We start from the raw sequence: 26,600 nt of genomic DNA, 5'->3' as shown, positions 1-26,600 counted from the left end.
CACCGTTGTGAACCAAGGGGAGGGTGAATGCGCAAGTCGCTGAGATGGGCGTTGTCGCTTTCGGTGCTCATAGGCACCGTCGGGTCGTCCGGTGTGGCCACCGCCGCGGACACGGAGACCGGCAGCGCGACCGTCGTCGACTCGCAGAGCACGAGCACCGACATCAAGGACCGCATCCTGGCGATCCCCGGGATGAGCCTGATCGAGGAGAAGCCGTACGCCGGCTACCGCTACTTCGTCCTGGAGTACGTCCAGCCGATCGACCACCACCGCCCGTGGGCGGGCACGTTCAAGCAGCGGATCTCGATCCTCCACAAGGACGCGAGCCGCCCCACCGTCTTCCGCACCAGCGGCTACGGCCTGTCCACCACGCCGAGCCGGACCGAGCCGACGCGGATCATCGACGGCAACCAGGTCTCCATGGAGTACCGCTTCTTCACGCCGTCCCGCCCGCAGCCCGCCGACTGGTCGAAGCTCGACATCTGGCAGGCGGCCAGCGACCAGCACCGCATCTACACGGCGCTGAAGTCGATCTACGGCCAGAAGTGGCTGTCCACCGGCGCCTCCAAGGGCGGCATGACCGCCACGTACTACGAGCGCTTCTACCCGCGCGACATGGACGGCGTCGTCGCCTACGTGGCCCCGAACGACGTGGTCAACAAGGAGGACTCGGCCTACGACCGGTTCTTCGAGACCGTCGGCACGAAGGACTGCCGCGACCGCCTGAACGCCATGCAGCGCGAGGCGCTCGTCCGGCGCGAGCCGCTGGAGAAGAAGTACGAGGCCTGGGCCGAGTCCGAGGGCGCCACCTTCCACACGGTCGGCTCCCTCGACAAGGCGTACGAGGCCGTCGTCCTCGACTTCGTGTGGGGCTTCTGGCAGTACTACGGCCAGGACGTCTGCGACCGGATCCCGGACGCGGCGACCGCGAGCGACGACACCGTCTACGAGACGATCGACGCCTACTCCGGCTGGTCCGCCTACACCGACCAGGACCTCGAGTACTACACGCCGTACTACTACCAGGCCGCCACCGAACTCGGTTCGCCCACCATCAAGCAGCCGCACCTGAACGGACTCAGCCGCTACGGCTACCAGCCGGCCAGCAGCTTCGTGCCGAGCGACATCCCCATGAAGTTCAAGCCGCAGGTCATGCGGGACGTCGACGACTGGGTCCGCAAGAACGCGAACCAGATGCTCTTCGTCTACGGCGGCAACGACCCGTGGGGCTCGGAGAAGTTCCGCCTCGGCAAGGGCGCGCGGGACAGCTACGTGTACGTGGCGCCGGGCATGAACCACGGCGCGAACGTCGCCGGGCTCGTCGAGTCCGAGCGCGCCAACGCGACCGCCCGCATCCTGGCCTGGGCCGGGGTCCCCGCCCCGGCGGTCCGGGAGGCGCGGCCGCTGGCGGCCTTCGACGCGCGCGTCGACGTGGCGGTCGACGAGGACGCAACCCGGGAGCACGGCCTGCGGCCGTGACCCGCTGCGGGGGTGCGACCGGCCACGGGCCACCCGCACCCCCGCCCGTGCGGGCCGGTCCCGTCCGGCGGCGTCAGTACGACAAGCCGTAGCCCACCGGGTACAGCTCCCGCCCCGGGTCCTCCGCGCTCTGGACCGGGACCGGCAGGCGGCCGACGGGCCGGGCCCGGCCGGCCAGGACGCGGGCGGCGGCCCGGAGTTCGACGTCCGTCCAGGAGTAGGTCGCGAGAGAGGCCCGCTGTCCCCCGAGCCGCGCGATGTCGTACGGGTTGCGGATCGCGACCGTCACGACGGGCACCCCGGTGGCGACGAGCCGCGCGACCAGCGTCCGCTGCGGACTGGTGGCGCCGACGTTGTACGTGCCCACCACGACCACGTCCTTGCCGGCCGCCGCCGCCACCGCCTCCTCGACCTTCGCGGCCGTGGGGGTGGTCCCGGTGGAGAGGGCGGTCGCGGTGAAGCCCAGGTCCGAGAGCGCCGTCGCGAGCGTCGTGGTCGGCGGGCCCGTGGTGCCGGACGGCGAGGCCGGGTCGGCGCCGACGACGAGGACCGAGCGGTGGACGGCCGGGCTCAGCGGCAGGAAGCCGTCCTCGTTGAGCAGCAGGGTCGTGGTCGCCTCGGCGATCCGGTCGGCGTGGGCGAGGTGCTCCTCGCTGCCGACGATCCGTTCGACGCCCGCCCGGGTCGCGTACGCCTGCCGGAAGAGACCGAGCTTCGCCTTGAGCCGCAGGATCCGCAGGATCGATTCGTCGAGCCGTTCCTCCGTCAGTTCGCCGTCCCTGACGGCCTTGAGGACCGCGTTCCAGGCCACGTCGAGCCTGGGCGGGTTGAGCAGCTGGTCCGCTCCGGCCTTCAGGGCGAGGACGGGGACGCGCTCGTCGCCGTACTTGGTGCGGACGCCCTCCATGCCGAGGGAGTCGGTGACCACCACGCCGTCGTAGCCGAGCTGTTCGCGCAGGATGCCGGTGAGGATGGGCCGGGACAGGGTCGCCGGGTCCTCGCTGGGGTCGAGCGCGGGGACCACGATGTGCGCGGTCATGATCGAATCGATGCCGGCGTCGATCGCCGCCCGGAACGGCGGCGCGTCGAGCTCCGCCCACTGTTCCCGGGTGTGGGTGATGGTCGGCAGCCCGTAGTGGCTGTCGACGGCGGTGTCGCCGTGGCCGGGGAAGTGCTTGGAGGTGGCCGCGACCCCGGCCCGCTGGTACCCCTTCACCTGCGCGGCGACGAGCCCGGCGACCGCCTGCGGGTCCGATCCGAAGGAGCGGACGCCGATGACGGGGTTGGCCGGGTTGACGTTCACGTCGGCGACGGGGGCGTAGTTCTGCCGGATGCCGACGGCGGCGAGTTCCTCGCCCGCGATCTGCGCGGCCTTGCGGGCGTCCGCGTGCGAGCCGCCGGCGCCGAGGGCCATCGCGCCGGGCAGCAGGGTGGCCGGCGCGCCGACCCGGCAGACGATGCCGTGCTCCTGGTCGGTGGAGATGAGCACCGGGACCGGGGTGGACCGGGCGAGCGCGGCCTGCTGGATGCCGTTGGAGAGTTCCGCGATCTGCTGCGGGGCGCGGGTGTTGTGGGCCCAGGTGAAGTAGATGATCCCGCCGACGTGGTACCGCTCGATCAGTTCGGCGGCGGTGCGGACGCCGATCTCGGCGAGGTTGGCGTCGATGTCGGCCTGGTCGGGCGCGGTGGCGGAGTGGCCGTAGACCCGCATCACGAAGAGCTGGCCGACCTTCTCCTCCAGCGACATCCGGTCGATGATCCGCCGGAGCCCGCGGTCGTTCGTCTCGGATTCGGCGGTGGCGGAGGCGGCGGGGGCGAGGGTGCCGGTGACGGCCGCCGCGGCGGCTGCGGCGGTCACCGTGAGGAGGGTGCGTCGGGAGGGGGCGGGGGCGCGGTGGTGCACTGATGCTCCTTCCGGCCGTGCAGGGTTGAAGGAAACTTCCAAGGTGTCACGGATAGCCCGAAAGTAACTGCCAGGTCAAGGACCCGCGCAGGAATCCCCCGCGCGGGGACTCACCCGGTCGACGCGATCGCGGGCCAGAGGTCCTGGAGCGTACGGACCGCCTCCCGGATCGCCGGGCGCCGCGCCGCGCCCGTCCGCCACATGGCGTGCAGCCGGCGCGTCGGCGTCGGGCCCAGCCGCACCGGCGTCACCTCCGGGGGCGGCACGCCCCGCCCCGGGCGCGGGACCGGGGCGATCCCCGGACCGGCCGCCACCAGGGCCGCCCGCGGGTGGTTCTCCTCCGCCCGATGGACGATCGGCGGCTCGTGCCCCGTCGCCCGCAGCGTCCGTGTGAGCCGGTCGTGCGCCACCGCCAGGTCGATCACGCCCCGCGCCACGAGGCCGACCGAGAGGTGCGGGTCCAGCTCCGAGAGGCGGGCGTCGAGCTCGGGGTGGAGGCGGGCCGGTTCGGCCGGCACCCGGGGCGTCAGGCCGCGCGCCGCGCTCGCGAAGCAGGCGAGGGCGAGCCGTCCGGCGGGGCGGCCCCGCCCGACGCGCTCACCTTCATGGTCTGGGTCAGCACCGTGCCCGTTCTGCCGCTCCTCGCCCCCTCCCTCCTCCTGGAGGGCCCCGAGCGCGACCTCGCGGCCCTGCGCGGGCTCGACCGGTGCCGGCGTCCCCGTCCACGTCGCCTGGATCACGACCGTCTTCGGCTTCGGCGCCTGGGGCCGGCTCCTGCGCCGCCACCCCGCCTCCTCCGTCGCCCCCTTCTCCCTCCTCGTTCCCGTCTTCGGCACGTCCTCGGCCGCGCTGTTCCTGGGGGAGGGCGTGAGTCCCCTCCGCTGGTGCGCGGCCGTGCTGTTGGTGGGGGGCGTGGCGCTGACGTCCGTCCGGCGGAAGGCGGTCGGGGCGCCGGGGGCTAGGGTGCTGGTGCCGACGACGCCGAACGGGGGAGCGCCACCATGACCCATCCGCAGCCGTACGGGCAGCCGCCGCAACCGTACGGGCAGCCGCAGCCGCAGCCGCAGCCGCAGCCGCAGCCGTACGGGTACGGGCCGCCGCCCCAGCCGTACGGACAACCGGTGCCCTCCCAGCCGTACGGACAACCGGTCCCGCCCCAGCCGTACGGTCGGACCCACCCGCCCCACGGGGCCCCCGTCCCGCACGGTTGCGAGGTGTGCGGGGCGCAGCCCGCGACGGCGGCGACGGTCCGCGCCCACCAGGGCATGGTCGTCATCATGCGCACGCTCACCCGGCGCGGCGTCTTCTGCCGCACCTGCGGTCTCGCCGTCTACCGGACCATGACCTCCGACACGCTCGTGACCGGCTGGTGGGGCGTTTTCTCGCTGTTCGTCACGCCGTTCGTCGTGCTCGGCAACGTCCTCGGCGCCCGCTCGGCGTTCCGCCGCCTGCCCGAGCCGTACGGCGCCCTGCGCCCGCCGCTGGACCCGGGAAGGCGGGTGCTGCGGCGCCCGCCCGCGATGCTGGTGCTCACCCCCTTCGTGCTCGTCGCGGCCGCGATCCCGACGCTCTTCCTCATCGGGCTGATCGCGGGCCCCGACGGGGACGGCGAGCGCGTCGGGCTCTCCGTCGGCGACTGCGTCGACCAGACGGCCGAGTGGCCCGAGCAGGCGCTCCTGAAGGTGGACTGCGGTTCGCCGCGGGCCGAGTACCGGGTCGCGGACCGGGATTCCTGCGGGCCGGAGGACCAACTCCTGCACGCCGAGTACGTGTCCGGCTCCTCCGGGAAGCCGGGCTACTGTGTCAGGCGTCTGTGACCGCGCGCCGCCGCTGAGCCGGGAGGCCCCGCCCGCATGACCTTCGAGAACGTCACCGTCGACAGCGCCGAACCCGCCCCCGGCGCCGTCCTGTTGGCGGGCATCCCCGGGAGCGGGAAGAGCACCGTCGCGGCGGCCCTCGCGGCACGTTTCGCCCGGGCCGCGCACATCGAGGTCGACCGCCTCCAGGAGCTGATCGTCCGGGGCGGCCACTCGCCGACCCCGGACGGCGACCCGGAGGCGGACCGGCAGATCCTGCTGCGCGCCCGCAACGGCTGTCTCCTCGCGGACAGCTTCGCCGCGGCGGGCTTCCTGCCGGTCCTCGACGACGTGGTCGTGCGCCGCTCCCACCTGGACTTCTACCGCGCCCACGCGAAGGCGGTCCCGTTCCGCACGGTGATCCTGGCCCCCGGCCCGGACAAGGCCTGGGAGCGCAACAACGCCCGTCACAAGAGGCTGACCACGAACTGGGCGTTCCTGGACGGGGTCATGCGCGCCGAACTCTCCGGCGAGGGCGTCTGGATCGACAACGCGGAGCAGACGGTCGAGGAGACGGTCGCCGCGGTCCTCGCGGCGACGGGCCTGACCGCCCGCGCGGACGCCGCCACCCGTGCGGACGCCGCCACCCGTGCGGACGCGCGGTCGAACGGCCCGGTCGGCCCGGTCGGCCCGTAGCGGCCGCCTACCCCCGAGGCGCCCCCGTCGACCCCCGTACCACCAGCTCCCCCGGCACCCTCTCCACGCCCCCCGCCGGAGGCTCCTCCGCGCCCATCGCCAGACGGCCCGCCCGGGCACCCGTCTCGTGCAGCGGGAGGCGGACGGTCGTGAGGGCCGGGACCGCGTCCACCGAGAACGGCAGGTCGTCGAAGCCCGCGACCGACACGTCCCCGGGGAGGGAGAGCCCCCGCTCCCGCAGGGCCGCGCAGACGCCCAGCGCCACCGTGTCGTTGGCCGCGACGACGGCCGTGAGGTGCGGGTCGCGGGCGAGGAGCTCGGCCGCGGCCCCGTGGCCGGAGGCGCGGTCGTACGGCCCGTGGACCGTCGGCCCCTCGGCGACCCCGGCCGCCGCGAGCGCGTCCCGGTGGCCCTCCAGGCGGTGCCGGGTGGTGGTGCGGTCGGCCGGGCCCGCCACGTAGCCGATCCGCCGGTGCCCGAGGCCGAGCAGGTGCTCGGTGAGGCGGCGCGCTCCGGTGCGGTTGTCGAAGACGAGCGCCGCCGCGCTCGCGTCCCCCGGCGTCGGCGGCCGCCCGCACAGCACGACCCGGGTCCCCGCCTCCGCCAGCTTCGTCAGCTTGCCGGCCGTCGCCGCGAGGTGCTCCGGGTCCTCCAGGGAGCCGCCCATGAGGATCACGGCCGCGGCCCGCTGCCGCTGGAGCAGGGTGAGGTAGGTCAGCTCGCGTTCGGCGGAGCCGCCCGTGTTGCAGACGACGGCGAGCTTCTCGCCCCCGCCGCGCCCCGTGGCGCTCTCCCCGATCGCGCTCTGCGCCGCGCTCGCCATGATCCCGAAGAAGGGGTCGGCGATGTCGTTGACGAGGACGCCGACCAGGTCGGAGGTGGCGGCGGCGAGGGCGCTCGCGGGGCCGTTGAGGACGTAGTCGAGCTCGTCCACGGCCCTCAGCACCCGCTCCCGGGTCGCCTCGGCGACGGGGTAGTTGCCGTTCAGGACGCGGGAGACGGTGGCGGGGGAGACCCGTGCGCGGGCGGCCACGTCCGCCAGGGTGACGGTCATCGCGTGCGTACCTCCAGGGCCTTGTCGGCGGTGATGTCGGCAGGCTAGCGTCACCTCCGATGGAAAGCGCTTTCTATCCTTGGGTCCGGTTTCCCCGCGGATCCGGACGGACCGCGCGGAGCACCTCGGAGAGGAACCCTTCGTGACACGCAGGACAGTCCGCATCGCCATGAACGGCGTCACCGGGCGCATGGGCCACCGCCAGCACCTCGTCCGCTCGATCCTCGCCCTGCGCGAACAGGGCGGCCTCGACCTCGGCAACGGCGAGACCCTCTGGCCCGAGCCCGTCCTCGTCGGCCGCCGCGAACACGCCCTGCGCGCCCTCGCCGAGCGCCACGGCCTCACCGAGTGGTCCACCGACCTCGACGCCGTCCTCGCCGACGACACCGTCGACGTCTACTTCGACGCCCAGGTCACCTCCGCCCGCGTCGACGCCCTCACCAGGGCCATCACCGCCGGCAAGCACGTCTACGCCGAGAAGCCCACCGCCACCGACCTCGCCGGCGCCCTCCGGCTCGCCCGCCTCGCCACCGAGAAGGGCGTCAAGCACGGCGTCGTCCAGGACAAGCTGTTCCTCCCCGGCCTGCTCAAGCTCAAGCGCCTCGTCGACGGCGGCTTCTTCGGCGAGATCCTGTCCGTGCGCGGCGAGTTCGGCTACTGGGTCTTCGAGGGCGACTGGCAGGAGGCCCAGCGCCCCAGCTGGAACTACCGCGCGGAGGACGGCGGCGGCATCGTCGTCGACATGTTCCCCCACTGGGAGTACGTGCTCCACGAGCTCTTCGGCCGGGTCACCTCCGTCACCGCCCAGGTCGCCACCCACGTCCCGCGCCGCTGGGACGAGCACGGCAAGCCCTACGAGGCCACCGCCGACGACGCCGCGTACGGCATCTTCCAGCTGGAGGGCGGCGCCGTCGCCCAGATCAACTCCTCCTGGGCGGTCCGCGTCCACCGCGACGAACTCGTCGAGTTCCAGGTCGACGGCACCCACGGCTCCGCCGTCGCGGGCCTGCGCGACTGCCGCGTCCAGCACCGGAGCCTCACCCCCAAGCCGGTCTGGAACCCCGACCTCCCCGCGGCCCACTCCTTCCGCGACCAGTGGCAGGAGGTCCCCGACAACGCCGAGTTCGACAACGGCTTCAAGGCCCAGTGGGAGCTGTTCCTCCGGCACGTCGTCCTCGACGAGCCGTACCACTGGGACCTCCTCGCCGGAGCCCGCGGCGTCCAGCTCGCCGAACTGGGCCTCAGGTCCGCCGCCGAGGGCCGCCGCCTGGAGGTCCCGGAGGTGACCCCGTGACCCTCCGCCTGCCGCTCCCGGACGGCTCCACGCGCGCGTACACCCCCCGCACCGAACCGCTCGCGCTCTCCCCGGCCGGCCCCCCCACCTCCCGTACGGTCTTCTCCGCCGCGCACGTCGTCGCCGACCCGTACGCCGACACCACCCCCGACTCCCCGGCCGCCGTCGACTGGGACGCCACCCTCGCCTTCCGCCGCCACCTCTGGTCCCACGGCCTCGGGGTCGCCGAGGCCATGGACACCGCCCAGCGCGGGATGGGCCTCGACTGGGCGGGCGCCGCCGAGCTGATCCGCCGGTCCGCCGCCGAGGCCGGGGCGGTCGGCGGCCGGATCGCCTGCGGCGTCGGCACCGACCAGATCACGGGCGGCACGCTCGCGGAGATCCGCGCGGCGTACGAGGAACAGCTCGCGGTCGTCGAGGAGTCGGGCGCGCAGGCCGTCCTCATGGCCTCCCGCGCCCTCGCCGCCGCCGCGACCGGCCCCGAGGACTACCTCGACCTCTACGGCCACCTCCTCCGCCAGGCGGGCGAACCCGTGATCCTGCACTGGCTGGGCCCGATGTTCGACCCGGCGCTCGACGGCTACTGGGGATCGGCCGACCTGGACGCGGCCACCGAGACCTTCCTCGACGTGATCGGGGCCCACCCCGACAAGGTCGACGGCATCAAGGTCTCCCTCCTCGACGCCCGGCGCGAGGTCGAACTGCGCCGCCGCCTCCCCGAAGGCGTCCGCTGCTACACGGGCGACGACTTCCACTACCCGGAGCTGATCGCGGGCGACGAGCAGGGCTTCAGCCACGCCCTCCTCGGCGTCTTCGACCCGCTGGGCCCGCTGGCGGCCGAGGCGGTCAGGATCCTCGACACCGGTGACGCCGCGGGCTTCCGCAAGGCGCTCGACCCCACCGTCGCCCTCTCCCGGCACCTCTTCCGGCCCCCCACCCGCTTCTACAAGACGGGCGTGGTGTTCCTGGCCTGGCTGGCCGGCCACCAGGAGCACTTCACGATGGTCGGCGGCCTGCAGTCCGCCCGCTCGCTCCCGCACCTGGCCCGCGCCTACGAACTCGCGGACGGTCTCGGCCTGTTCCCGGACCCGGCCCGCGCCCAGTCCCGGATGCGCTCGCTCCTCACCGTGTACGGAGTCCCGCAGTGAACCTCGACCGCTTCTCCCTCAACCAGATGACGGTGAAGCAGCTGGCCCTCCCCGAGCTCGTGCGGGAGTGCGTCCGGCTCGGTGTCCCCGGCGTGGGCCTGTGGCGCGAACCGGTCCGGGAGTACGGGGTGGAGGCCGCGGCCGCCCTCGTGCGGGACGCGGGGCTCGCCGTCACCACCCTCTGCCGGGGCGGCTTCTTCACCTCGGACGGCTGGGAGCCGGACAACCGCGCGGCGGTCGACGAGGCCGTCGCCCTCGGCACCGACACCCTCGTCCTGGTCTCCGGCGGCCTCACCCCGGCCTGCCCCGACCTGCCCTCCGCCCGGGCCCGCATCGCCGAGGCGATCGGCGTGCTGGCCCCCTACGCGGGGGAGCGGGGCGTCCGCCTGGCGATCGAGCCCCTGCACCCGATGTACGCCTCCGACCGGTGCGCGGTCTCGACGCTGGACCAGGCCCTGGAGATCGCGGAGCGCTTCCCCGCCTCCCAGGTGGGCGTCACGGTCGACACGTACCACCTCTGGTGGGACGACCGGGCCCCGGCGGCGGTGGCGCGCGCGGGCGCGGCGGGCCGCATCCACTCCTTCCAGCTCGCCGACTGGACCACCCCGCTCCCGGCGGGCGTCCTCGACGGCCGGGGCCAGCTGGGCACGGGAGCGATCGACCTCGCCGCCTGGGCGGGCCTCGTCGGGAAGGCCGGCTACACGGGCCCGGTCGAGGTGGAGCTCTTCAACGGCGAACTGTGGGCGAGGGACGGCGTGGAGGTCCTGGAGGAGACGCTGGAGGCGTTCCTGGCGATGTGACGCGCCACCGGCCGGCGCGGGCGGCCCTCGGAAAGCCCCGGACCGGACGGCGCTCCGCCTCCACCGACGTGGAGGCGGAGCGCCGTCCGGCCGGACTCCGGGAGGTCAACAGGGGCGGATGTGGTACACCGGCGTCCACGACGCCGTGCCGCTCTGCGGGGCCCTGCTGGTCCAGCGGAGGCTGCCGTCGCTGTTGTAGAACCTCGCGACGGTGCCCGAGGTCTGGTTGTTGTTGAAGTACCCGTCGCCGACACCGGAGAAGTCGTAGTAACCGCAGTAGTAGTAGTCCCAGCGGCTGCCGTTGCCGTCCTGGATGCACAGGTGCCCGTAGCCGCAGCTGATGGCGGCGGCGTCGGCGGTGCCGGTGGCGGAGAAGGTGACGGACCCGCCGGGCATGGTCGCCTTGCCCTCGGCGAGCTGACGCTCACCGGGGTGGCTCGCTAGATAGGCGTCGACCTTCTGCTGGAGGCCGTCCGCCCGGCCGGCCGCGGGCGCGGCCGACGCGGTGCCGGCCAGCAGTTGGCCGGCGGTCAGCACCACGGCCGCGCCCGTCATGGCCAGGCTCTTGATCCACTTCATGCCCTTGTTTCCCCTCACGTCGGTGACGTCGACGGCCCGGTCGTGACCGCCGCCCGAAGGCATGTCCATCGTTCCGGCGGCCCGGGACGCCTTGAAGGACGAATCAGGACAGGCGGGTGGCAGGCGCAGCTGTCTTGACGAAGGCGTCCCTGCGCACTTTCCGGGGATCATCAGCGCGTTCGCGCGGCGGTCGTCACCGAACGGGACGACCGCCGCGCGCCGTGTGGCGGAACAACGCCATTCCGGAGCCCGTCGCACGATGTCCGACCCCTTCGCTACCGTCGAGACATGTCCAACGAGGGCCGCGGGCCGGCAGTGGTCGAAGGTGTCCTGGAGCGGATCACCTACGCCAACGAGGAGAGCGGGTACACGGTCGCCCGGGTCGACACCGGGCGGGGCGCCGGGGACCTGCTCACGGTGGTCGGGGCGCTGCTCGGCGCGCAGCCGGGGGAGTCGCTGCGGATGGAGGGCCGCTGGGGGTCGCATCCGCAGTACGGCAAGCAGTTCACCGTCGACAACTACACGACCGTCCTGCCCGCCACCATCCAGGGCATCCGGCGCTACCTCGGCTCCGGTCTGATCAAGGGCATCGGCCCGGTCTTCGCCGACCGCATCACGCAGCACTTCGGGCTCGACACCCTCGACATCCTCGAAGAGGCCCCCGCGCGCCTGATCGAGGTCCCCGGGCTCGGGCCCAAGCGGACCAAGAACATCACCGCGGCCTGGGAGGAGCAGAAGGCGATCAAGGAGGTGATGGTCTTCCTCCAGGGCGTCGGCGTCTCGACCTCCATCGCCGTGCGGATCTACAAGAAGTACGGGGACGCGTCGATCTCGGTCGTGAGGAACCAGCCCTACCGCCTCGCCGCCGACGTGTGGGGCATCGGCTTCCTCACCGCCGACCGGATCGCCCAGGCCGTCGGCATCCCGCACGACAGCCCCGACCGGGTGAAGGCGGGCCTGCAGTACGCCCTGTCGCAGTCCAGCGACCAGGGGCACTGCTTCCTTCCCGAGGAGCGGCTCATCGCGGACGCCGTCAAGCTGCTGCAGGTCGACACCGGACTCGTCATCGAGTGCCTCGGCGAGCTCGCCGAGGATCCCGAAGGGGTCGTGCGGGAGGTCGTGCCCGGCCCCGAGGGGACGCCCGTCACGGCCGTGTACCTGATCCCCTTCCACCGGGCCGAGCTGTCCCTCGCCGGTCAGCTCCGGCGGCTCCTGCGGACCGAGGAGGACCGGATGCCGGCCTTCCGGGACGTGGCCTGGGACAAGGCGCTGGCCTGGCTCGCCGACCGGACGGGGGCGTCGCTGGCGCCCGAGCAGGAGGAGGCCGTGCGGCTCGCCCTCACCCGCAAGGTCGCCGTGCTCACCGGCGGTCCCGGCTGCGGGAAGTCCTTCACGGTCCGCTCGATCGTGGAGCTGGCCCGCGCCAAGAGGGCCAAGGTCGTGCTCGCCGCCCCCACCGGGCGGGCCGCCAAGCGGCTCGCCGAGCTGACCGGCGCCGAGGCCTCCACCGTGCACCGGCTCCTGGAGCTGAAGCCGGGCGGGGACGCGGCCTACGACCGGGACCGGCCGCTCGACGCCGATCTGATCGTCGTCGACGAGGCCTCCATGCTCGACCTGCTCCTGGCGAACAAGCTGGTCAAGGCCGTGGCGCCGGGTGCCCATCTGCTGCTGGTGGGGGACGTCGACCAGCTGCCGTCGGTCGGCGCGGGCGAGGTCCTCGGCGATCTGCTCTCCCCGGGCAGCCCCGTGCCGGCGGTGCGGCTGACCCGGATCTTCCGGCAGGCCCAGCAGTCCGGGGTGGTGGTCAACGCGCACCGGATCAACTCGGGCACCCCGCCGCAGACCCAGGGCCTGCCGGACTTCTTCCTCTTCGCCGAGGAGGAGACGGAGGACGCCGCCCGGGTCGCCGTGGACGTCGCGGCCCGGCGCATTCCGGCCAAGTTCGGCCTGGACCCGCGCCGGGACGTCCAGGTCCTCGCCCCCATGCACCGGGGCCCGGCGGGCGCGGGCGCGCTGAACGGCCTGCTCCAGCAGGCGATCACCCCGGCCCGTCCGGACCTGCCGGAGAAGCGGTTCGGCGGCCGGGTCTTCCGGGTCGGCGACAAGGTGACCCAGATTCGGAACAACTATGAGAAGGGGGCCAACGGGGTCTTCAACGGTACGGTCGGCGTCGTCACGGCCCTGGACGCCGTCGAGCAGCGGCTGACCGTGCGGACGGACGAGGACGAGGAGGTGCCGTACGACTTCGACGAGCTGGACGAACTCGCCCACGCGTACGCGGTCACCATCCACCGTTCGCAGGGCAGCGAGTATCCGGCGGTGGTGATTCCGGTCACCATGAGCGCCTGGATGATGCTCCAGCGGAACCTGCTCTACACGGCCGTGACCCGGGCCCGGAAGCTGGTCGTCCTGGTCGGATCCCGCCGGGCGATCGCCCAGGCGGTCCGTACGGTCTCGGCGGGCAGGCGCTTTACCGCACTGGCCCATCGCCTCACAGGGGACGCCCTCGTGTGAAAGATCACGGAGGGCTACCGGAACCGGGGCGAAGGGGGCAGGATATGAAGGTTGGCGGCACTGAGTGCCGCCGAATGGCCCAATGAGCGACCCCGAGTGCACTCTCCTGAGCCAAATGGGGGATGGTAGAGACAGTCAGGGCACCTCGAAGAAGAGGCACTACGTCGGTGAGGGATGACGTGAGCGACAACTCTGTAGTACTGCGGTACGCGGACGGTGAATACACCTACCCGGTGGTCGAGAGCACCGTCGGCGACAAGGGCTTCGACATCGGCAAACTCCGAGCCCAGACCGGTCTGGTCACCCTGGACAGCGGATACGGCAACACCGCCGCCTATAAATCCGCCATCACCTACCTCGACGGTGAGCAGGGCATTCTGCGGTACCGCGGCTACCCCATCGAGCAGCTGGCGGAGCGCTCCACCTTCCTTGAGGTGGCGTACCTGCTGATCAACGGTGAGCTGCCCAAGGTCGACGAGCTGTCGACCTTCAAGAACGAGATCACGCAGCACACGCTGGTCCACGAGGACGTCAAGAACTTCTTCCGCGGCTTCCCGCGGGACGCCCACCCGATGGCGATGCTGTCCTCGGTGGTCTCCGCGCTGTCCACCTTCTACCAGGACAGCCACAACCCGTTCGACGAGCAGCAGCGCCACCTCTCCACGATCCGGCTGCTCGCCAAGCTTCCGACGATCGCGGCGTACGCGTACAAGAAGTCGATCGGTCACCCGTTCGTCTACCCGCGCAACGACCTCGGCTACGTCGAGAACTTCCTGCGCATGACCTTCTCGGTCCCCGCGCAGGAGTACGACCTCGACCCGGTCGTCGTCTCCGCGCTCGACAAGCTGCTGATCCTGCACGCGGACCACGAGCAGAACTGCTCCACCTCCACCGTGCGCCTGGTCGGCTCCTCGCAGGCGAACATGTTCGCCTCGATCTCCGCCGGCATCTCGGCCCTGTGGGGTCCGCTGCACGGCGGCGCCAACCAGTCGGTCCTGGAGATGCTGGAGGGCATCCAGGCCAACGGCGGCGATGTCGACTCCTTCATCCGCAAGGTGAAGAACAAGGAGGACGGCGTCCGCCTGATGGGCTTCGGCCACCGGGTGTACAAGTCCTTCGACCCGCGCGCCAAGATCATCAAGGCAGCGGCGCACGATGTCCTCTCGGCCCTCGGCAAGTCCGACGAGCTGCTCGACATCGCGCTCAAGCTGGAGGAGCACGCGCTCTCCGACGAGTACTTCGTCTCGCGCAACCTCTACCCGAACGTGGACTTCTACACGGGCCTCATCTACCGCGCGATGGGCTTCCCGACCGAGATGTTCACCGTGCTCTTCGCGCTCGGCCGCCTTCCCGGCTGGATCGCCCAGTGGCACGAGATGATCAAGGAGCCGGGTTCCCGCATCGGCCGCCCGCGCCAGATCTACACGGGTGAGGTCCTCCGCGACTTCGTCCCGGTCGAGGCCCGCTAGTCGCCGACCGCCGGCAGCCGATCGCCGGTCGCGGTCGTCCGCTCGAGCGAAAAGCGCCCCGCCACCGATCCCCCCACGGGTCGGCGAGCGGGGCGCTTTCCATGTCCCGGTGCGGATTCCCCCCACGGGATCCGGGCCGGGCGTCTGGCGCGCGGTCTGCCGGGGTACGTACGGGAGGGCCGCTCAAAGCTCCCCGAGCACGTGCCCCGGCCGCGCTTGCCTGGGACGTCCCCCAAGACATCCCATGAACGTCCCCCAAGACGTTCTTGGCATCGCCCACTTAGACTCGCGAACAGCCCAGATGGTTACCCCCCAATATCTGTGATCTAGATCTCTTTGTGAAGGTCCTGTGCGTCACACGTGGGTGAATTCACGTGAACCGACGCAGTCGCAGGCTGTTGGACACGACGAAGACGGACGAAAGGGCCATGGCCAGGCCCGCGATCATCGGGTTGAGGAGTCCGGCCGCCGCGAGGGGCAGCGCGGCGAGGTTGTAGCCGAAGGCCCAGCCCAGGTTCCCCCGGATCGTCGCCAGGGTCCGCCGGGCGAGCCGGATGGCGTCCGCCGCGACCCGGAGGTCGCCCCGGACCAGGGTCAGGTCGCTCGCCTCGATCGCCGCGTCGGTGCCGGTCCCCATCGCGAGCCCCAGGTCGGCCGTGGCGAGCGCGGCGGCGTCGTTCACCCCGTCGCCCACCATCGCGACCGTACGGCCCTCGTCCTGGAGCCGCCGGACCACCTCGGCCTTCTCCTCGGGCAGCACCTCCGCGATCACCTCGTCGATGCCCACCTCGGCGGCGACCGCCTCCGCGACCGCCCGGTGGTCCCCGGTGAGCAGCACCGGCCGCAGTCCCAGGGCCCGCAGCCGGGCGACCGCCTCGGCGCTGGTGTCCTTGACGGCGTCGGCGACGGTCAGGGTGCCCCGGGCCACCCCGTCCCAGGCGACGTGGACGGCGCCGGGCTCCGTCGTCGCGGGCGCCTCGACGCCCTCGGACGCGAGCAGGGCGGCGCGCCCGACGAGGACGAGCCGGCCGTCGACGGAGCCGCGCACGCCGAGGCCGGGCACGTTCTCGAAGGTCTTCGGCGTGGGCAGCTCCCCGCAGCGCTCGGCGGCGCCGGCCGCGATCGCGCGGGCGACCGGGTGCTCGGAGGAGTGCTCCAGGGCGCCCGCGAGGCGCAGCAGCTCGGTCTCGTCGGCGGAGTCGGTGCCGTACCGCCCGCCGTGCACGTGCACGCCCGTCAGCCGCATCCGGCCGGTGGTGACCGTCCCGGTCTTGTCGAGGACGACCGTGTCGACGCGGCGGGTGGACTCCAGCACTTCGGGGCCCTTGATGAGGATGCCGAGCTGGGCGCCGCGGCCGGTGCCGACCATGAGGGCGGTCGGGGTGGCCAGGCCGAGGGCGCAGGGGCAGGCGATGATCAGGACGGCGACGGCGGCGGTGAAGGAGGCGGTGACGTCGTCCGTCAGGAGGAGCCAGGTCACGAGGGTGGCGAGGGCGACGAGGAGGACCGCCGGGACGAAGACGGCGGAGATCCGGTCGGCGAGCCGCTGCACCTCGGCCTTGCCGCTCTGGGCCTCCTCGACGAGCCGTGCGATGCGGGCCAGCCGCGTGTCGGTGCCGACCCGGGTCGCCTCGACGACGAGCCGGCCGGAGACGTTGACGCAGCCGCCGGTGACGGGGGAGCCGGGGGCGACGTCCAGGGGCAGCGACTCGCCGGTGAGCAGGGAGGCGTCGACGGCGGAGGCGCCCTCGGCGACGGTGCCGTCGGTGGCGATCTTCTCCCCGGGGCGTACGACGAAGTGGTCGCCGGTCCGGAGGTCGCCGACCGGCACCCGCACCTCCTTGCCCTCCCTGAGGACCGCCACGTCCTTGGCGCCGAGCTCCATCAGGGCCCGCAGCGCGGAGCCGGCCTTCCGCTTGGCGCGGGCCTCCAGGTAGCGGCCGAGGAGGATGAAGGCGACGACCCCGGCGGCGACCTCCAGGTAGATCGCGGAGGAGGCGTGGGCGCGGTCGGCGGTGAGGTCGAAGCCGTGCCGCATGCCCGGCATGCCGGCGTCGCCGAGGAAGAGGGCCCAGAGCGACCAGCCGTAGGCCGCCAGGGTGCCGACCGAGACGAGGGTGTCCATGGTGGCGGCGCCGTGCCGGAGGTTGGTCCAGGCGGCCCGGTGGAAGGGCAGTCCGCCCCAGACGACGACGGGGGAGGCGAGGGTGAGCGAGAGCCACTGCCAGTCGTCGAACTGGAGCGAGGGGATCATGGCGAGCAGGACCACGGGCGCCGCGAGGAGCGCGGAGACGGTGAGCCGCTGCCGGAGGGAGGCGAGCTCGGGGTCCTCCGGCTCGTCGGGCCCGTCCGGTTCTTCCACCGGAGGGGCGGGCTCCTCGGCGGTGTAGCCGGTCTTCACGACGGTGGCGATCAGCTCGTCGACGCCGACGTCCGGCGCGTGCTCGACGCGCGCCTTCTCGGTGGCGTAGTTGACGGTGGCGCTGACGCCGTCCATCCGGTTGAGCTTCTTCTCGACGCGGGCGGCGCAGGAGGCGCAGGTCATCCCGCCGATCGTCAGCTCGGTGACGGTGGTGCTTGGCATGTGCGGGTTCCAAAGGGGAGCAGGGCCGTACCCGACCACGGTACGGCCCTGCGACGCCTGTCCGGCGGGTGGTCAGACCAGCTCGTAGCCGGCCTCGTCCACGGCGGCGGCGACGGCCTCGCGGTCGAGGGCGGCGGCGGAGACGACGGTGACCTCGCCGGTCTTGGCGACGGCGGTGACGGAGGAGACGCCCGGGATCGCGGAGATCTCGCTGGAGACCGCGCCCTCGCAGTGGCCGCAGGTCATGCCCTTCACCTGGTAGACGGTGGTGAGTTCGGTCTTCGTCTCTGCGGACATGGCGCTCTCCTCCTGGGGATTCAGGGTCTTACGTCCACGAGCCTATACCCCTAGGGGGTATAAATTCCAGTCGGGGGCGGCCGGGGTGGGCAGGGCGGCCGGGTTCCGCCCGGAGTCCATGGTAAATACCCGACATGTCGCATTCGGGGAGCACGCTCATCCTGATCATGGCGATCGCCGTCCTGGCGCCGCTGCTCGCCTACGCGGTGGGGCGCAGGCTCCCCGTCCCCCTCGTCATCTTCGAGATCCTGCTCGGCATCCTCATCGGCCCCGACGTCCTCGACTGGGCCCGGCCCGACGCGCTGATCGACGGACTCTCCCAGCTCGGGCTCACCATGCTGATCTTCCTCGCCGGGTACGAGATCGAGTTCGGCAAGGTCCGCGGGGACACCCTCCGGCGCTCCGTGTGGGCCTGGGTGATCGCCCTCGGCCTCGGGCTCGCCACCGGCGTCCTGCTCGGCGGCGGCTACACCAAGGGCGTCTTCATCGGCGTCGCCCTGACCAGCACCGCGCTCGGCACCGTCCTGCCGGTGCTGCGGGACGCGGGCGACCTCCACGGACGGTTCGGCTCGGTCGTCATGGCCTTCGGGGCGGTCGGCGAGTTCGGCCCGATCATCGCGATGGCACTGCTGCTCAGCGGGCGGGGCGCCGCCGAGTCCACCGCCGTCCTCGCGGTCTTCGCCGCGCTCACGGCGGCGGCCGTCCTCTGGGCGCTGCGGCCCCGCCCGCCGTGGTTCTCGAAGGTCATCGCCAGGACCCTGCACAGCAGCGGCCAGTTCGCGGTCCGCTTCGTCTTCCTGCTGCTCGCCCTGATGCTCGGGGCGTCGACGGCCCTCGGGCTCGACGTGCTGCTCGGCGCCTTCGCGGCCGGACTCATCACCCGGCTCGTGCTGACCGGGGCCGCGCCCGAATCCGGGCCGCAGATCCTGGAGAAGGTCGAGGGCGTCGGCTTCGGCTTCCTCGTCCCGGTCTTCTTCGTCGTCACCGGGATCGAGTTCGACCTCGACTCGCTCCTCGGCGGGGGCCGGACCCTGCTCCTGCTGCCGGTCTTCCTGGCGCTCTTCCTGGTCGTGCGCGGCGGGCCGATCCGGTTCCTCGCCCCGCGCGACCTCGGCCGCGGGGACCGGCGCGGCCTCGTCCTGTACGGCTCCACGGCGCTGCCGCTCGTCGTCGCCATCACGACCATCGGTGTGGACGACAAGGAGATGACGGCCGGCGAGGCGGCGGCGCTCGTCGGGGCCGCCATGCTCTCCGTGCTCCTCTTCCCGCTGCTCGCGATGAAGCTGCGGGCGCGGACGGGGCCGGGGGCGGGCCCCGGCGAGGGGGCGCGGCCCCCGGAGTCGGTCAGCGGGGCGGAGGCGTGGTGACCGGTGTCCCGGCCAGCGGGCAGAGGTAGCGCAGCAGGACGGCCTTCAGCTCGGCGACCGTCGCGTCCCGCTCGGGGCCCTCGGGCGCGGCCAGGACGAGCCCCAGTCCGCCCTTGAAGATCGCGAAGGTCATGTTGGCGATCCGGGCGCGGTCGGCGGCGGAGAGCCCCGGGGCGTAGTGGCCGATCACCTCCTGCACCGAGGCCAGCAGGCCGGCGTGCAGGGCGTCGTGCTCCTCGGCGATCCGGCCGGGCACCTCGGAGCCGTGCATCAGGGCGAGGAAGACCGGGTTCTCGCAGTTGAACGCGATCAGCGGATCGACCACGACGTCCAGCATCTCGGGCAGCGGCAGGGCGAGGTTCTCCGGGGTGAACGCCTGGCCGTGGGCCTCCCGCATCTCGTTCAGGAGGCGCTCGCCGAGCTCTATGGCGATGGCCTCCTTGTTCGGGAAGTACTGGTAGAGCGTGCCGGGCGAGACGCTCGCCTCCCGGGCGATCGCGTTGGTGCTGGTCGCCGTGTACCCCGAGGCGCAGAAGACCCTCGCGGCGGCCTGGAGCAGCTGCGCGATGCGGCGTTCGCCACGGGCCTGGCGGCGGCGCGGCTTCGGTTCTTCGGACACGTCTCCGGACATGGCTGTCCCCGGCTCTCCTCGGCACGTTTGACAAACACGAGAGGTCGCTCGCATTCTTGAAAAACGCGAGTGATCACTCGTGTTTGCCAGTCTATGGCAATGGGCGGCCTCCGCGACCTGCCGGGAAGCGCGTGCGGGGGCCACGGTGAAGGGGACACCGCGTCATGTCCGAAGTCAAGAAATCGGCGTCCGGGGGCGGGCGTGGCGGCGGATGGACGCGGTTCGCCACCGCCCGGCCGCGCCTCACCCTCCTCGTGGCCCTCGTCCTCACCGCCCTCGCCGTCCTCGCGGGCGGCGGCGTCGCCGACCGCATGGGCAGCGGCGGCTGGGAGGACCCGGCCGCCGAGTCCACGTACGCCACCAAGGCACTGGAGCGGAGGTTCCCCGGCTCCCAGCCGAACGTGCTCCTCCTCGTCGACGCGAGCGGAGCCGAGCCCGCCCGGGGAGCCGAGCCCGCCGGGCGAGCCGGAGCCACAGGAGCGGCCGGGGCCACGAGGGGAGCCGCCCCCGTCGACGCCCCCGCCGTCGTCGCCGAGGCCCGGAGGCTCACCGAGCGGCTCGACGCCGAACCGGGCGTCGAGGGCGTCGGCTCCTACTGGTCCACCGGCTCGCCCGCCCTCCGCTCCGAGGACGGCCGCCGGGCCGTGATCGCCGCCCGCATACCCGGCGAGGAGAAGGACGCCGCCGCCGTCCTCGACCGGATCGCCCCCGCCTACCGGGGCACCCACGGCCCCGTCGAGGTCTCCCTCGGCGGCGGACTCGCCATCCGCCACGAGATGCAGACCGTCATCCAGGAGGACCTGCTGCGGGCCGAGCTCATCGCCCTGCCCGTCACCCTCGTCCTGCTCGTCATGGTCTTCGGCAGCGCCGTCGCCGCCCTCCTGCCGCTGGGCGTCGGCATCGTCGCCATCCTCGGCACCAACGCCGTCCTGCGCGGCATCACCGAACTCACCGACGTCTCCGTCTTCGCGCAGAACCTGACGACCGCCCTCGGGCTCGGACTCGCCATCGACTACGCCCTGTTCGTCGTCCGCCGCTACCGCGAGGAGCTCGCCGCCGGCGCCGACACGCACACCGCCGTCCGCACCACCCTGCGCACGGCCGGACGGACCGTGCTCTTCTCCGCCCTGACCGTCGCCGTCTCGCTCGCCGCGATGCTGGTCTTCCCGCAGTACTTCCTGCGCTCCTTCGCGTACGCCGGGATCGCCGTCGTCCTGCTCGCCGCCACCGCCGCGCTCACCCTGCTCCCGGCCGCCCTCGTGCTGCTCGGCGACCGGGTCAACGCCCTCGACCTGCGGCGCCTCCTCCGGCGCGGCCGGGCGGCGAGGGAGGCCGGAGACGGCGCGGGCTGGGGGAGGGCCGCCGCCCTGGTGATGCGCCGGGCACCCGTCTTCGCCGTCGTCACCACCGCCGGACTCGTCCTCCTCGGACTGCCTTTCCTCGGCGTGAGGTTCGGCACCGCCGACGACCGCCAGCTCCCCGTCACCGCCTCCTCCCGGGTCGTCCAGGACGAGCTGCGGGACGGCTTCCCCGGCAACCCGGGAGGCGGCATCACCGTCCTCGCGGAAGGGGCCGCCACCCCCGCCCAGTACGCCGACTACCGCGAGCGGATCGGCGCCCTCGACGGCGTCGTCCGGGCCGAAGGGCCCGTCACCGCCGGCGGCGGCGCCGCCTACTTCACCGTGGTGCCCGACGGCGAGACCGTCGGCGCCGACGCCCAGCGGGTCGTCGGGGAACTGCGCACGGCCGAGGCGCCGTTCGCGACCTCCGTCACCGGACCGGCCGCCGTCCTCGTCGACTCCAAGGACGCCATAGCCGAGCGGCTGCCCTGGGCGGCCGGGATCATCGTCCTCGTCACCCTGCTCCTCGTCTTCCTGCTCACCGGCAGCGTCGTCGTCCCCGTCCAGGCCGTCCTCCTCAACGCCCTCAGCCTCACGGCGATGTTCGGCGCCGTCGTCTGGGTCTTCCAGGAGGGGCACCTCGCCGGCTTCCTCGGCTTCACCTCCACCGGCGACATCGAGACCACCCTGCCCGTCCTCATGTTCTGCGTGGCCTTCGGACTCTCCATGGACTACGGGGTGTTCCTGCTCTCCCGCATCAAGGAGGAGTACGACGCCACCGGCGACCACGAGCGCTCCGTCCGCTTCGGACTGCGCCGCACCGGCGGCCTGATCACCGCCGCCGCCGTGATCCTCGCCGTCGTCATGGTCGCCATCGGCACCTCCCGCGTCACCAACACGAAGATGCTCGGACTCGGCGTCGCCCTCGCCGTCCTCATGGACGCGATGGTCGTCCGCAGCCTCCTGGTCCCCTCCGTGATGAAGCTGACCGGCCGCCTCACCTGGTGGGCGCCGGGGCCGCTGCGCCGCTTCCACGACCGCTTCGGAATCAGCGAGAACGAAAAGGAGGACGCGTACAACCCTGCGGGAACCCCGGATGTCATAGAGGTGTCCGAGGAGCGGCGGGAAGCCGCCTCCTCACGCCAATGACATGCAAATCTGGGGGATTTCGTGGCACGTATGCGTGTGGGCCTGGTTCTGGCGACGGCCCTCGTCGCCGGCATCGCACCGGTGGCGCTCGGGGGAGCGGCGGCCGCGGCCGCGCCGGCGGTGAACCGGGCGGAGGCCGCCGTGGAACCGGGCACGGTGGTCCAGGACGGCGGCCGGACGAAGGTGTGGGCCGGTGAAGAGGGCCCGGGGACCGTCCGTCTCCGCGCCTCCCTGCCCGCCGGAGTGACCGGCCCGGTGACGGCGACGCTCGGGCTCGCCAAGCCCCGCTCGACGTGGCCCGGCGGCGGCACCACGCCGGATCGCGTCGCGGCGGGGATGGTGACGACCTCGTCGGTGGACGGGTCCGCCCCGACGCCCCTGACGTGGCGACCGGTCGACGGCGGCGAGGAGGAGCCGATCGTCGCCGACCTCCCCGCCGTCGAGGCCAGGACCACCCTGAACTACGCGGTGACGTTCGACATGTCGTCCGCCGACCGGTGGTTCGGCTCGTTCGACCTGTCGGTGACGCTGAGGGACGCCCGGGGGACCGTGGTCTCGCAGGGCACCGCCGGCGTCGACGTCGTCCTCGGCACCCCCGAGGCGGCCCTCCGCGGCGCGGTCCACGCCCGCGACAAGGCCGGCGTCCTGTGGCGGTACGAGGCGACCGGCAGCGCCGACGGCAAGCTGACGGCGCGCAAGCGCGTCGGCGGCGGCTGGGGCGCGTACACCGCGATCGTTCCCGTCGGCCGCGCCACCGCGTCCGGGCAGGGCGACGTCGTCGCCCGCGACAAGGACGGCGTCCTCTGGTACTACCAGGGCTCCGGCAACCCGGACGCCCCCTTCAGGACCCGCGTGCGCGTCGGCGGCGGCTGGAACGTCTACACCGCCATCGCGGCCGACGGCCACGGCCTGGTCGCCCGCGACAAGGACGGCGTCCTGTGGAACTACGTCCGCGAGGGCCGGACCACGTTCCAGCCGCGCGTGCGCGTCGGCGGCGGCTGGAACGTCTACACGCGGATCAGCGGATACGCCGACGGCCTGGTCGCCCGTGACGCGGCCGGCGTCCTGTGGAAGTACAACTCCCGCACCGTCGCGCCGTCGTCGAGCAAGCCGTTCGACGCGCGGGCGAAGGTCGGCGGCGGCTGGAACGTCTACGACGCGCTCGCCGGCACCGGGGACCTCGGCCGCTGGAACCACCTCGACCTCCTCGCCCGCACCACCGGTGGCGACGTCTACGTCTACCAGGGCAGGACGTCCGGCTTCGGGTACGTCCCGACGACCCGCACCAAGGTCGGCCACGGCTGGAACATCTACGACATCGTCCTCTGAACGATCTGACGGGACACCCGGGGGAGCCATGAGACACACCACGCGCACGTTCCTGGTCGCGGCGAGCGCCCTGCTCGCCGCTCTGGTTCCCCCGGCCGCCGGAGGGGCGACGGCACTCGCCGCGCCCCTCGCGGCGCCCGCCGCGTCCGAGCAGACCCCCGGCACCGTCGTGCAACGGGACGGCACGCTCCGCGTTCCCGCAGGCGAGGAGGGGCCCGCCACCACGTACTTCCGGGCCGCGCTGCCCGCCGGAACCACCGGCACCGTGAAGGCCCGGCTGCTCCTGTCCGGCCTCACCTGGCCGCCCCCCGGCTCCGACGACCACCTCCCCGCCGAGCTGTACGGCAAGAGCTGGTCCTGCTCCGTGAACGGCGGCGCGTTCGCCGACTGCCCCTACGGGGGCGAGGGCCTGGCCCTCCCGGGCACCCAGGCCGCCCCCTTCCTCACCTACGCCGTCCGCGTCGACGCCGACTCGTGGGCGGGGGACGACCAGCCCCTCTCCGGCTCCTTCGACGTCACCGACGCGACGGGCCACCGGATCGCCACGGGCCGGGCCGGGTTCGCGTTCCACCCCGGCACCCCCGAGGCCCACTACCGCACGGTGCTGCACGCCCGGGACCGGAGCGGAGTGCTCTGGCAGTACGAGGGCACGGGCAAGGCGGCGACGCCCCTCAGGCCCCGGCAGCGGGTCGGCGGCGGCTGGGGCGCCTACACCGCGCTCACCCGGCTCGACACGCCGACCGCCGACGGCAGGGGCGACCTTGTGGCCCGCGACGCCGACGGCGTCCTCTGGTACTACCGGGGCTCCGGCGACCTCTCCGCCCCCTTCCGGCCGCGCGTGCGGATCGGCGGCGGGTGGAACGCGTACACCTCCCTCACCGGCATCTCCACCGGGCTCCTCGCCCGCGACCGGGACGGCGTCCTGTGGCACTACCGGCGTGCCGCCGACGCCCCGCTCTCCGCCCCCTTCGCCCCCCGCGTCCGCGTCGGCGGCGGCTGGAACGCGTACACCTCCCTCACCTCCTCCACCTTCCTCGACTCGACCGTCCTGGCCAGGGACACCGGCGGCGTGCTCTGGTCGTACCGGTCGAGCCGGTCCTCCGACCCCGCCGTCCCGCTGGATCCGCGCCGCCGCGTCGGCGGCGGCTGGAACGTCTACACGGCCCTCGTCGGCACCGGCGACCTGGGCTTCCACACCTCCCCGGACCTCCTGGCCCGCGACCGCGACGGCCGGCTCTGGCTGTACGAGGGCGACCACGACGGAGTGCCCGGCGCGACCCGGACGGCGGTCGGCCGGGGCTGGAACACCTACGACACCCTCCTCTGACCGAAGCCCGACGGAAGCCCGGGGGAAACGCCATGAGACAGCTGCGCAGAGTCCTCGTCACGGCGGGCCTCGCCCTCGCCCTCGCCTCCTCCGCCCTGGCCGGCGGGGCCGCCACGGCCGCCGCCGCGCCCGCGCCCGGCACCCTCGTCCAGGAGGGCGGCCCGCTCATCGTGCCGGCCGGCGAGGAGGGGCCCGTCACCACCCGGCTCACCGTCACCCTGCCGCCCGGCTTCGCCGGGGCGATCCCGGGACGGCGCCTCGCCTTCCAGGCCCCCCACGCAGCCCCGGGGGACCGGCCCGGCCTGCGGGTCACCTCGACCTGCGCGGTCGACGGCGGGGCCTTCGCGCCCTGCGCCTGGGACTCGCCCGATCCGGAGACGGTCGACGGCACCTGGCTGCTGTTCGACCTGCCCGCCGCCCACGTGCCCGCCGGCGCCCCCACCGTCACGTACGCCGTCACCATGGACGTCGGCTCGGACTTCGCCCGGTTCGGCCGCATCTCCACCGTCGTCGACCTGCGCGACACGGCCGGCACGGTCGTCGCGCAGGGCGAACTGGCCTTCGTCTTCGAGGAGGGGACCCCGGAGGCCTGGCTCCGGACCTCGCTGCACGCCCGCGACCGGGACGGCGTCCTCTGGCAGTACGACGCCACCGGCCGCCACGACATCCCGCTGAAGCCGCGCAAACGGGTCGGCGGCGGCTGGAACGCGTACACCGCGCTCACCAAGCTCGACCGCACGACCGCCGCGGGCGACGGCGACCTCGTGGCCCGCGACCGGGCCGGCGTGCTCTGGTACTACCGGGGCAGCGGACGGGAGGGCGCCCCCTTCGAACCGCGTCGGCGGGTCGGCGGCGGCTGGAACGCGTACACGAGCCTCGTCGGACTGCCCGGCGGCGACCTGTACGCCCGCGACCGGGACGGCGTCCTCTGGCGCTATCCGGGGACCGGCCTGGCCACGCGGCCGTTCGGGCTCCGGGTGCGGGTCGGCGGCGGCTGGAACGCGTACCGGAGCATCGTCGCCTTCGGGGACGGGCTGATCGCCCACACCCCGGACGGCCGGCAGTGGCGCTACGAGAAGGCCGACGGCCGGGACCCGGCCGTGCCCTTCGTGCCCCGCCGTGCCGTCGGCGGCGGCTGGAACGTCTACACCGCCCTGGCCGGGACGGGCCTGATCGGCTCCCTCGCGTACGGCGGAGATCCGTCCCTCGTGGCCCGGACCGGGGACGGCGGGCTCGTGGTCTACGGCGTGGTGCGGTTCGACGGCAAGAGCGAGCCGTACCACCCCCGGCCCGGCGGCCGGGGCTGGAACGTCTACGACCTGCTCGCCTGAGCCCGGAGAGGGCCCCGGCCCACGGCCGGGGCCCTCTCCGGGCGGGCGGGTCAGTCGCGGCGGGCCCGGTTGCCGGGACGGCTCGCGACCCAGGCGCGGATCGTGTCCGCGTACCAGTAGGGCTTGCCCGACTCCACCTGGTCCGGCGGTGGGAGAAGCCCGTGCTTCCGGTAGGAGCGGACCGTGTCGGGCTGCACCCGGATGTGCGCCGCGATGTCCTTGTACGACCAGAGCCTTCTGTCCGTCATGCCCGGTACCTCCCTGCGCGCCGCGCAGCGGCGGCGGGGGTGCCGTTCGGGGGCGCTGCGGGCGGGCGGTTGCGATCAAGCGATCCATCAGCCTGTGCCCGGTGCAACGCCCCTCCCGACGGGAGGGGAGCGGCTGTCGGACGCCTGTGACGCGAAGCCCGCGTAACGGAGACATGTGTGACGGCGCCGGGACCCGTGTGACGGAAGCGGCACACGCGCCCACCGGTGTGTCCGCGTGCGTCACCCCTGGTCGGCGGGGTATGCG

The 26,600-nt window shown here is 73.2% G+C and carries 20 protein-coding genes and 2 pseudogenes; 14 read left to right on the top strand and 8 right to left on the bottom strand.

Annotation, left to right across the window (positions count from 1 at the left end):
- The first annotated feature begins 27 nt into the window (after positions 1 to 27).
- Positions 28 to 1,479, top strand: a complete 1,452-nt coding sequence (locus IE180_RS11785; protein ID WP_190156753.1) for a serine protease — start codon at positions 28 to 30, stop codon at positions 1,477 to 1,479.
- A 73-nt stretch (positions 1,480 to 1,552) separates the two neighbouring features.
- On the opposite strand, the gene IE180_RS11780 is transcribed toward IE180_RS11785, so the two are convergent.
- Together IE180_RS11780 and IE180_RS11775 are read right to left on the bottom strand one after the other, a co-directional pair.
- Positions 1,553 to 3,382: a glycoside hydrolase family 3 protein gene (locus tag IE180_RS11780; protein ID WP_190156752.1), complete on the bottom strand. Its 1,830-nt coding sequence runs from the start codon at positions 3,380 to 3,382 to the stop codon at positions 1,553 to 1,555.
- A gap of 110 nt (positions 3,383 to 3,492) precedes the next feature.
- Positions 3,493 to 3,969 (bottom strand): annotated as a pseudogene (locus tag IE180_RS11775) (LysR substrate-binding domain-containing protein); the annotation flags it as partial.
- On the opposite strand from IE180_RS11775, the pseudogene IE180_RS11770 reads away from it, so the two are divergent.
- The 3 genes and pseudogenes from IE180_RS11770 to IE180_RS11760 form a co-directional block, all read left to right on the top strand.
- Positions 3,961 to 4,387: pseudogene (locus IE180_RS11770) on the top strand (EamA family transporter); the annotation flags it as partial. The pseudogenes IE180_RS11775 and IE180_RS11770 sit on opposite strands and share 9 nt — an antisense overlap.
- A 209-nt stretch (positions 4,388 to 4,596) precedes the next feature.
- Complete coding sequence (locus IE180_RS11765; RefSeq protein WP_373302741.1) at positions 4,597 to 5,199, top strand: LppU/SCO3897 family protein; 603 nt, start codon at positions 4,597 to 4,599, stop codon at positions 5,197 to 5,199.
- Between the two features lie 36 nt (positions 5,200 to 5,235).
- The gene (locus IE180_RS11760; protein ID WP_190156750.1) at positions 5,236 to 5,874 is read left to right on the top strand and encodes an AAA family ATPase; all 639 of its coding nucleotides are present in this window, start codon (positions 5,236 to 5,238) and stop codon (positions 5,872 to 5,874) included.
- Positions 5,875 to 5,881: 7 nt separating this feature from the next.
- On the opposite strand, the gene IE180_RS11755 is transcribed toward IE180_RS11760, so the two are convergent.
- On the bottom strand, positions 5,882 to 6,928 hold the full coding sequence (locus IE180_RS11755; RefSeq protein ID WP_190156749.1) for a LacI family DNA-binding transcriptional regulator: 1,047 nt from the start codon (positions 6,926 to 6,928) through the stop codon (positions 5,882 to 5,884).
- Positions 6,929 to 7,070: 142 nt separating this feature from the next.
- Here IE180_RS11755 and IE180_RS11750 point away from each other — a divergent pair, with 142 nt between their 5' ends.
- The 3 genes from IE180_RS11750 to IE180_RS11740 are packed head-to-tail and all read left to right on the top strand — an operon-like array spanning position 7,071 to position 10,170.
- Positions 7,071 to 8,222 (top strand): Gfo/Idh/MocA family protein, encoded by a 1,152-nt coding sequence (locus IE180_RS11750; protein ID WP_190156748.1) that lies wholly within the window; start codon positions 7,071 to 7,073, stop codon positions 8,220 to 8,222.
- Positions 8,219 to 9,370 carry a dihydrodipicolinate synthase family protein gene (locus IE180_RS11745; RefSeq protein WP_190156747.1) on the top strand — a complete coding sequence of 384 codons (1,152 nt, stop codon included), beginning with the start codon at positions 8,219 to 8,221 and terminating at the stop codon, positions 9,368 to 9,370. The genes IE180_RS11750 and IE180_RS11745 overlap by 4 nt, the downstream gene beginning before the upstream one ends.
- A gap of 26 nt (positions 9,371 to 9,396) precedes the next feature.
- Entirely contained in the window at positions 9,397 to 10,170 is a 774-nt protein-coding gene (locus IE180_RS11740; protein ID WP_190156870.1) for a sugar phosphate isomerase/epimerase family protein, read from the top strand.
- A gap of 105 nt (positions 10,171 to 10,275) precedes the next feature.
- Here the strand turns inward: IE180_RS11740 and IE180_RS11735 are convergent, their stop codons facing one another.
- Positions 10,276 to 10,818, bottom strand: coding sequence for a hypothetical protein (locus IE180_RS11735; protein ID WP_229860434.1), 543 nt, complete (start codon positions 10,816 to 10,818; stop codon positions 10,276 to 10,278).
- A gap of 219 nt (positions 10,819 to 11,037) precedes the next feature.
- Here IE180_RS11735 and recD2 point away from each other — a divergent pair, with 219 nt between their 5' ends.
- Both recD2 and IE180_RS11725 read left to right on the top strand, forming a co-directional pair.
- Positions 11,038 to 13,263, top strand: a complete 2,226-nt coding sequence (gene recD2, locus IE180_RS11730; protein WP_190156746.1) for an SF1B family DNA helicase RecD2 — start codon at positions 11,038 to 11,040, stop codon at positions 13,261 to 13,263.
- A gap of 179 nt (positions 13,264 to 13,442) precedes the next feature.
- The gene (locus IE180_RS11725) at positions 13,443 to 14,732 is read left to right on the top strand and encodes a citrate synthase (protein ID WP_030685223.1); all 1,290 of its coding nucleotides are present in this window, start codon (positions 13,443 to 13,445) and stop codon (positions 14,730 to 14,732) included.
- A 370-nt stretch (positions 14,733 to 15,102) separates the two neighbouring features.
- Here the strand turns inward: IE180_RS11725 and IE180_RS11720 are convergent, their stop codons facing one another.
- Together IE180_RS11720 and IE180_RS11715 are read right to left on the bottom strand one after the other, a co-directional pair.
- Positions 15,103 to 17,316 (bottom strand): heavy metal translocating P-type ATPase, encoded by a 2,214-nt coding sequence (locus IE180_RS11720; protein WP_190156745.1) that lies wholly within the window; start codon positions 17,314 to 17,316, stop codon positions 15,103 to 15,105.
- A 72-nt stretch (positions 17,317 to 17,388) separates the two neighbouring features.
- The gene (locus IE180_RS11715; protein WP_190156744.1) at positions 17,389 to 17,613 is read right to left on the bottom strand and encodes a heavy-metal-associated domain-containing protein; all 225 of its coding nucleotides are present in this window, start codon (positions 17,611 to 17,613) and stop codon (positions 17,389 to 17,391) included.
- A 134-nt stretch (positions 17,614 to 17,747) separates the two neighbouring features.
- Between IE180_RS11715 and IE180_RS11710 the strand changes: the two genes are divergently transcribed.
- A complete protein-coding gene (locus tag IE180_RS11710) occupies positions 17,748 to 18,980 on the top strand; it encodes a cation:proton antiporter (RefSeq protein WP_190156743.1) in 1,233 nt (410 codons plus the stop codon).
- Here the strand turns inward: IE180_RS11710 and IE180_RS11705 are convergent.
- Positions 18,958 to 19,611 (bottom strand): TetR/AcrR family transcriptional regulator, encoded by a 654-nt coding sequence (locus IE180_RS11705; protein WP_190156742.1) that lies wholly within the window; start codon positions 19,609 to 19,611, stop codon positions 18,958 to 18,960. The genes IE180_RS11710 and IE180_RS11705 overlap by 23 nt on opposite strands.
- Before the next feature lie 164 nt (positions 19,612 to 19,775).
- On the opposite strand from IE180_RS11705, the gene IE180_RS11700 reads away from it, so the two are divergent.
- Genes IE180_RS11700 through IE180_RS11685 form a run of 4 tightly spaced genes read left to right on the top strand, consistent with a single transcriptional unit; the run spans position 19,776 to position 26,087 of the window.
- The gene (locus IE180_RS11700) at positions 19,776 to 22,100 is read left to right on the top strand and encodes an MMPL family transporter (protein ID WP_190156741.1); all 2,325 of its coding nucleotides are present in this window, start codon (positions 19,776 to 19,778) and stop codon (positions 22,098 to 22,100) included.
- Positions 22,101 to 22,121: 21 nt separating this feature from the next.
- Positions 22,122 to 23,429 (top strand): tachylectin-related carbohydrate-binding protein, encoded by a 1,308-nt coding sequence (locus IE180_RS11695; RefSeq protein WP_190156740.1) that lies wholly within the window; start codon positions 22,122 to 22,124, stop codon positions 23,427 to 23,429.
- Between the two features lie 28 nt (positions 23,430 to 23,457).
- On the top strand, positions 23,458 to 24,756 hold the full coding sequence (locus IE180_RS11690; protein ID WP_190156739.1) for a tachylectin-related carbohydrate-binding protein: 1,299 nt from the start codon (positions 23,458 to 23,460) through the stop codon (positions 24,754 to 24,756).
- Positions 24,757 to 24,788: 32 nt separating this feature from the next.
- A complete protein-coding gene (locus IE180_RS11685; RefSeq protein ID WP_229860433.1) occupies positions 24,789 to 26,087 on the top strand; it encodes a tachylectin-related carbohydrate-binding protein in 1,299 nt (432 codons plus the stop codon).
- A 50-nt stretch (positions 26,088 to 26,137) separates the two neighbouring features.
- Here the strand turns inward: IE180_RS11685 and IE180_RS11680 are convergent, their stop codons facing one another.
- On the bottom strand, positions 26,138 to 26,335 hold the full coding sequence (locus IE180_RS11680) for a helix-turn-helix transcriptional regulator (protein WP_190156738.1): 198 nt from the start codon (positions 26,333 to 26,335) through the stop codon (positions 26,138 to 26,140).
- Positions 26,336 to 26,600: the final 265 nt, after the last annotated feature.

The organism is Streptomyces litmocidini (assembly GCF_014649755.1).
Classification (GTDB): Bacteria; Actinomycetota; Actinomycetes; order Streptomycetales; family Streptomycetaceae; genus Streptomyces; species Streptomyces litmocidini.
Note: the sequence above shows the minus strand (reverse complement) of the source record. Positions and strands in the feature narration are given on the sequence as shown.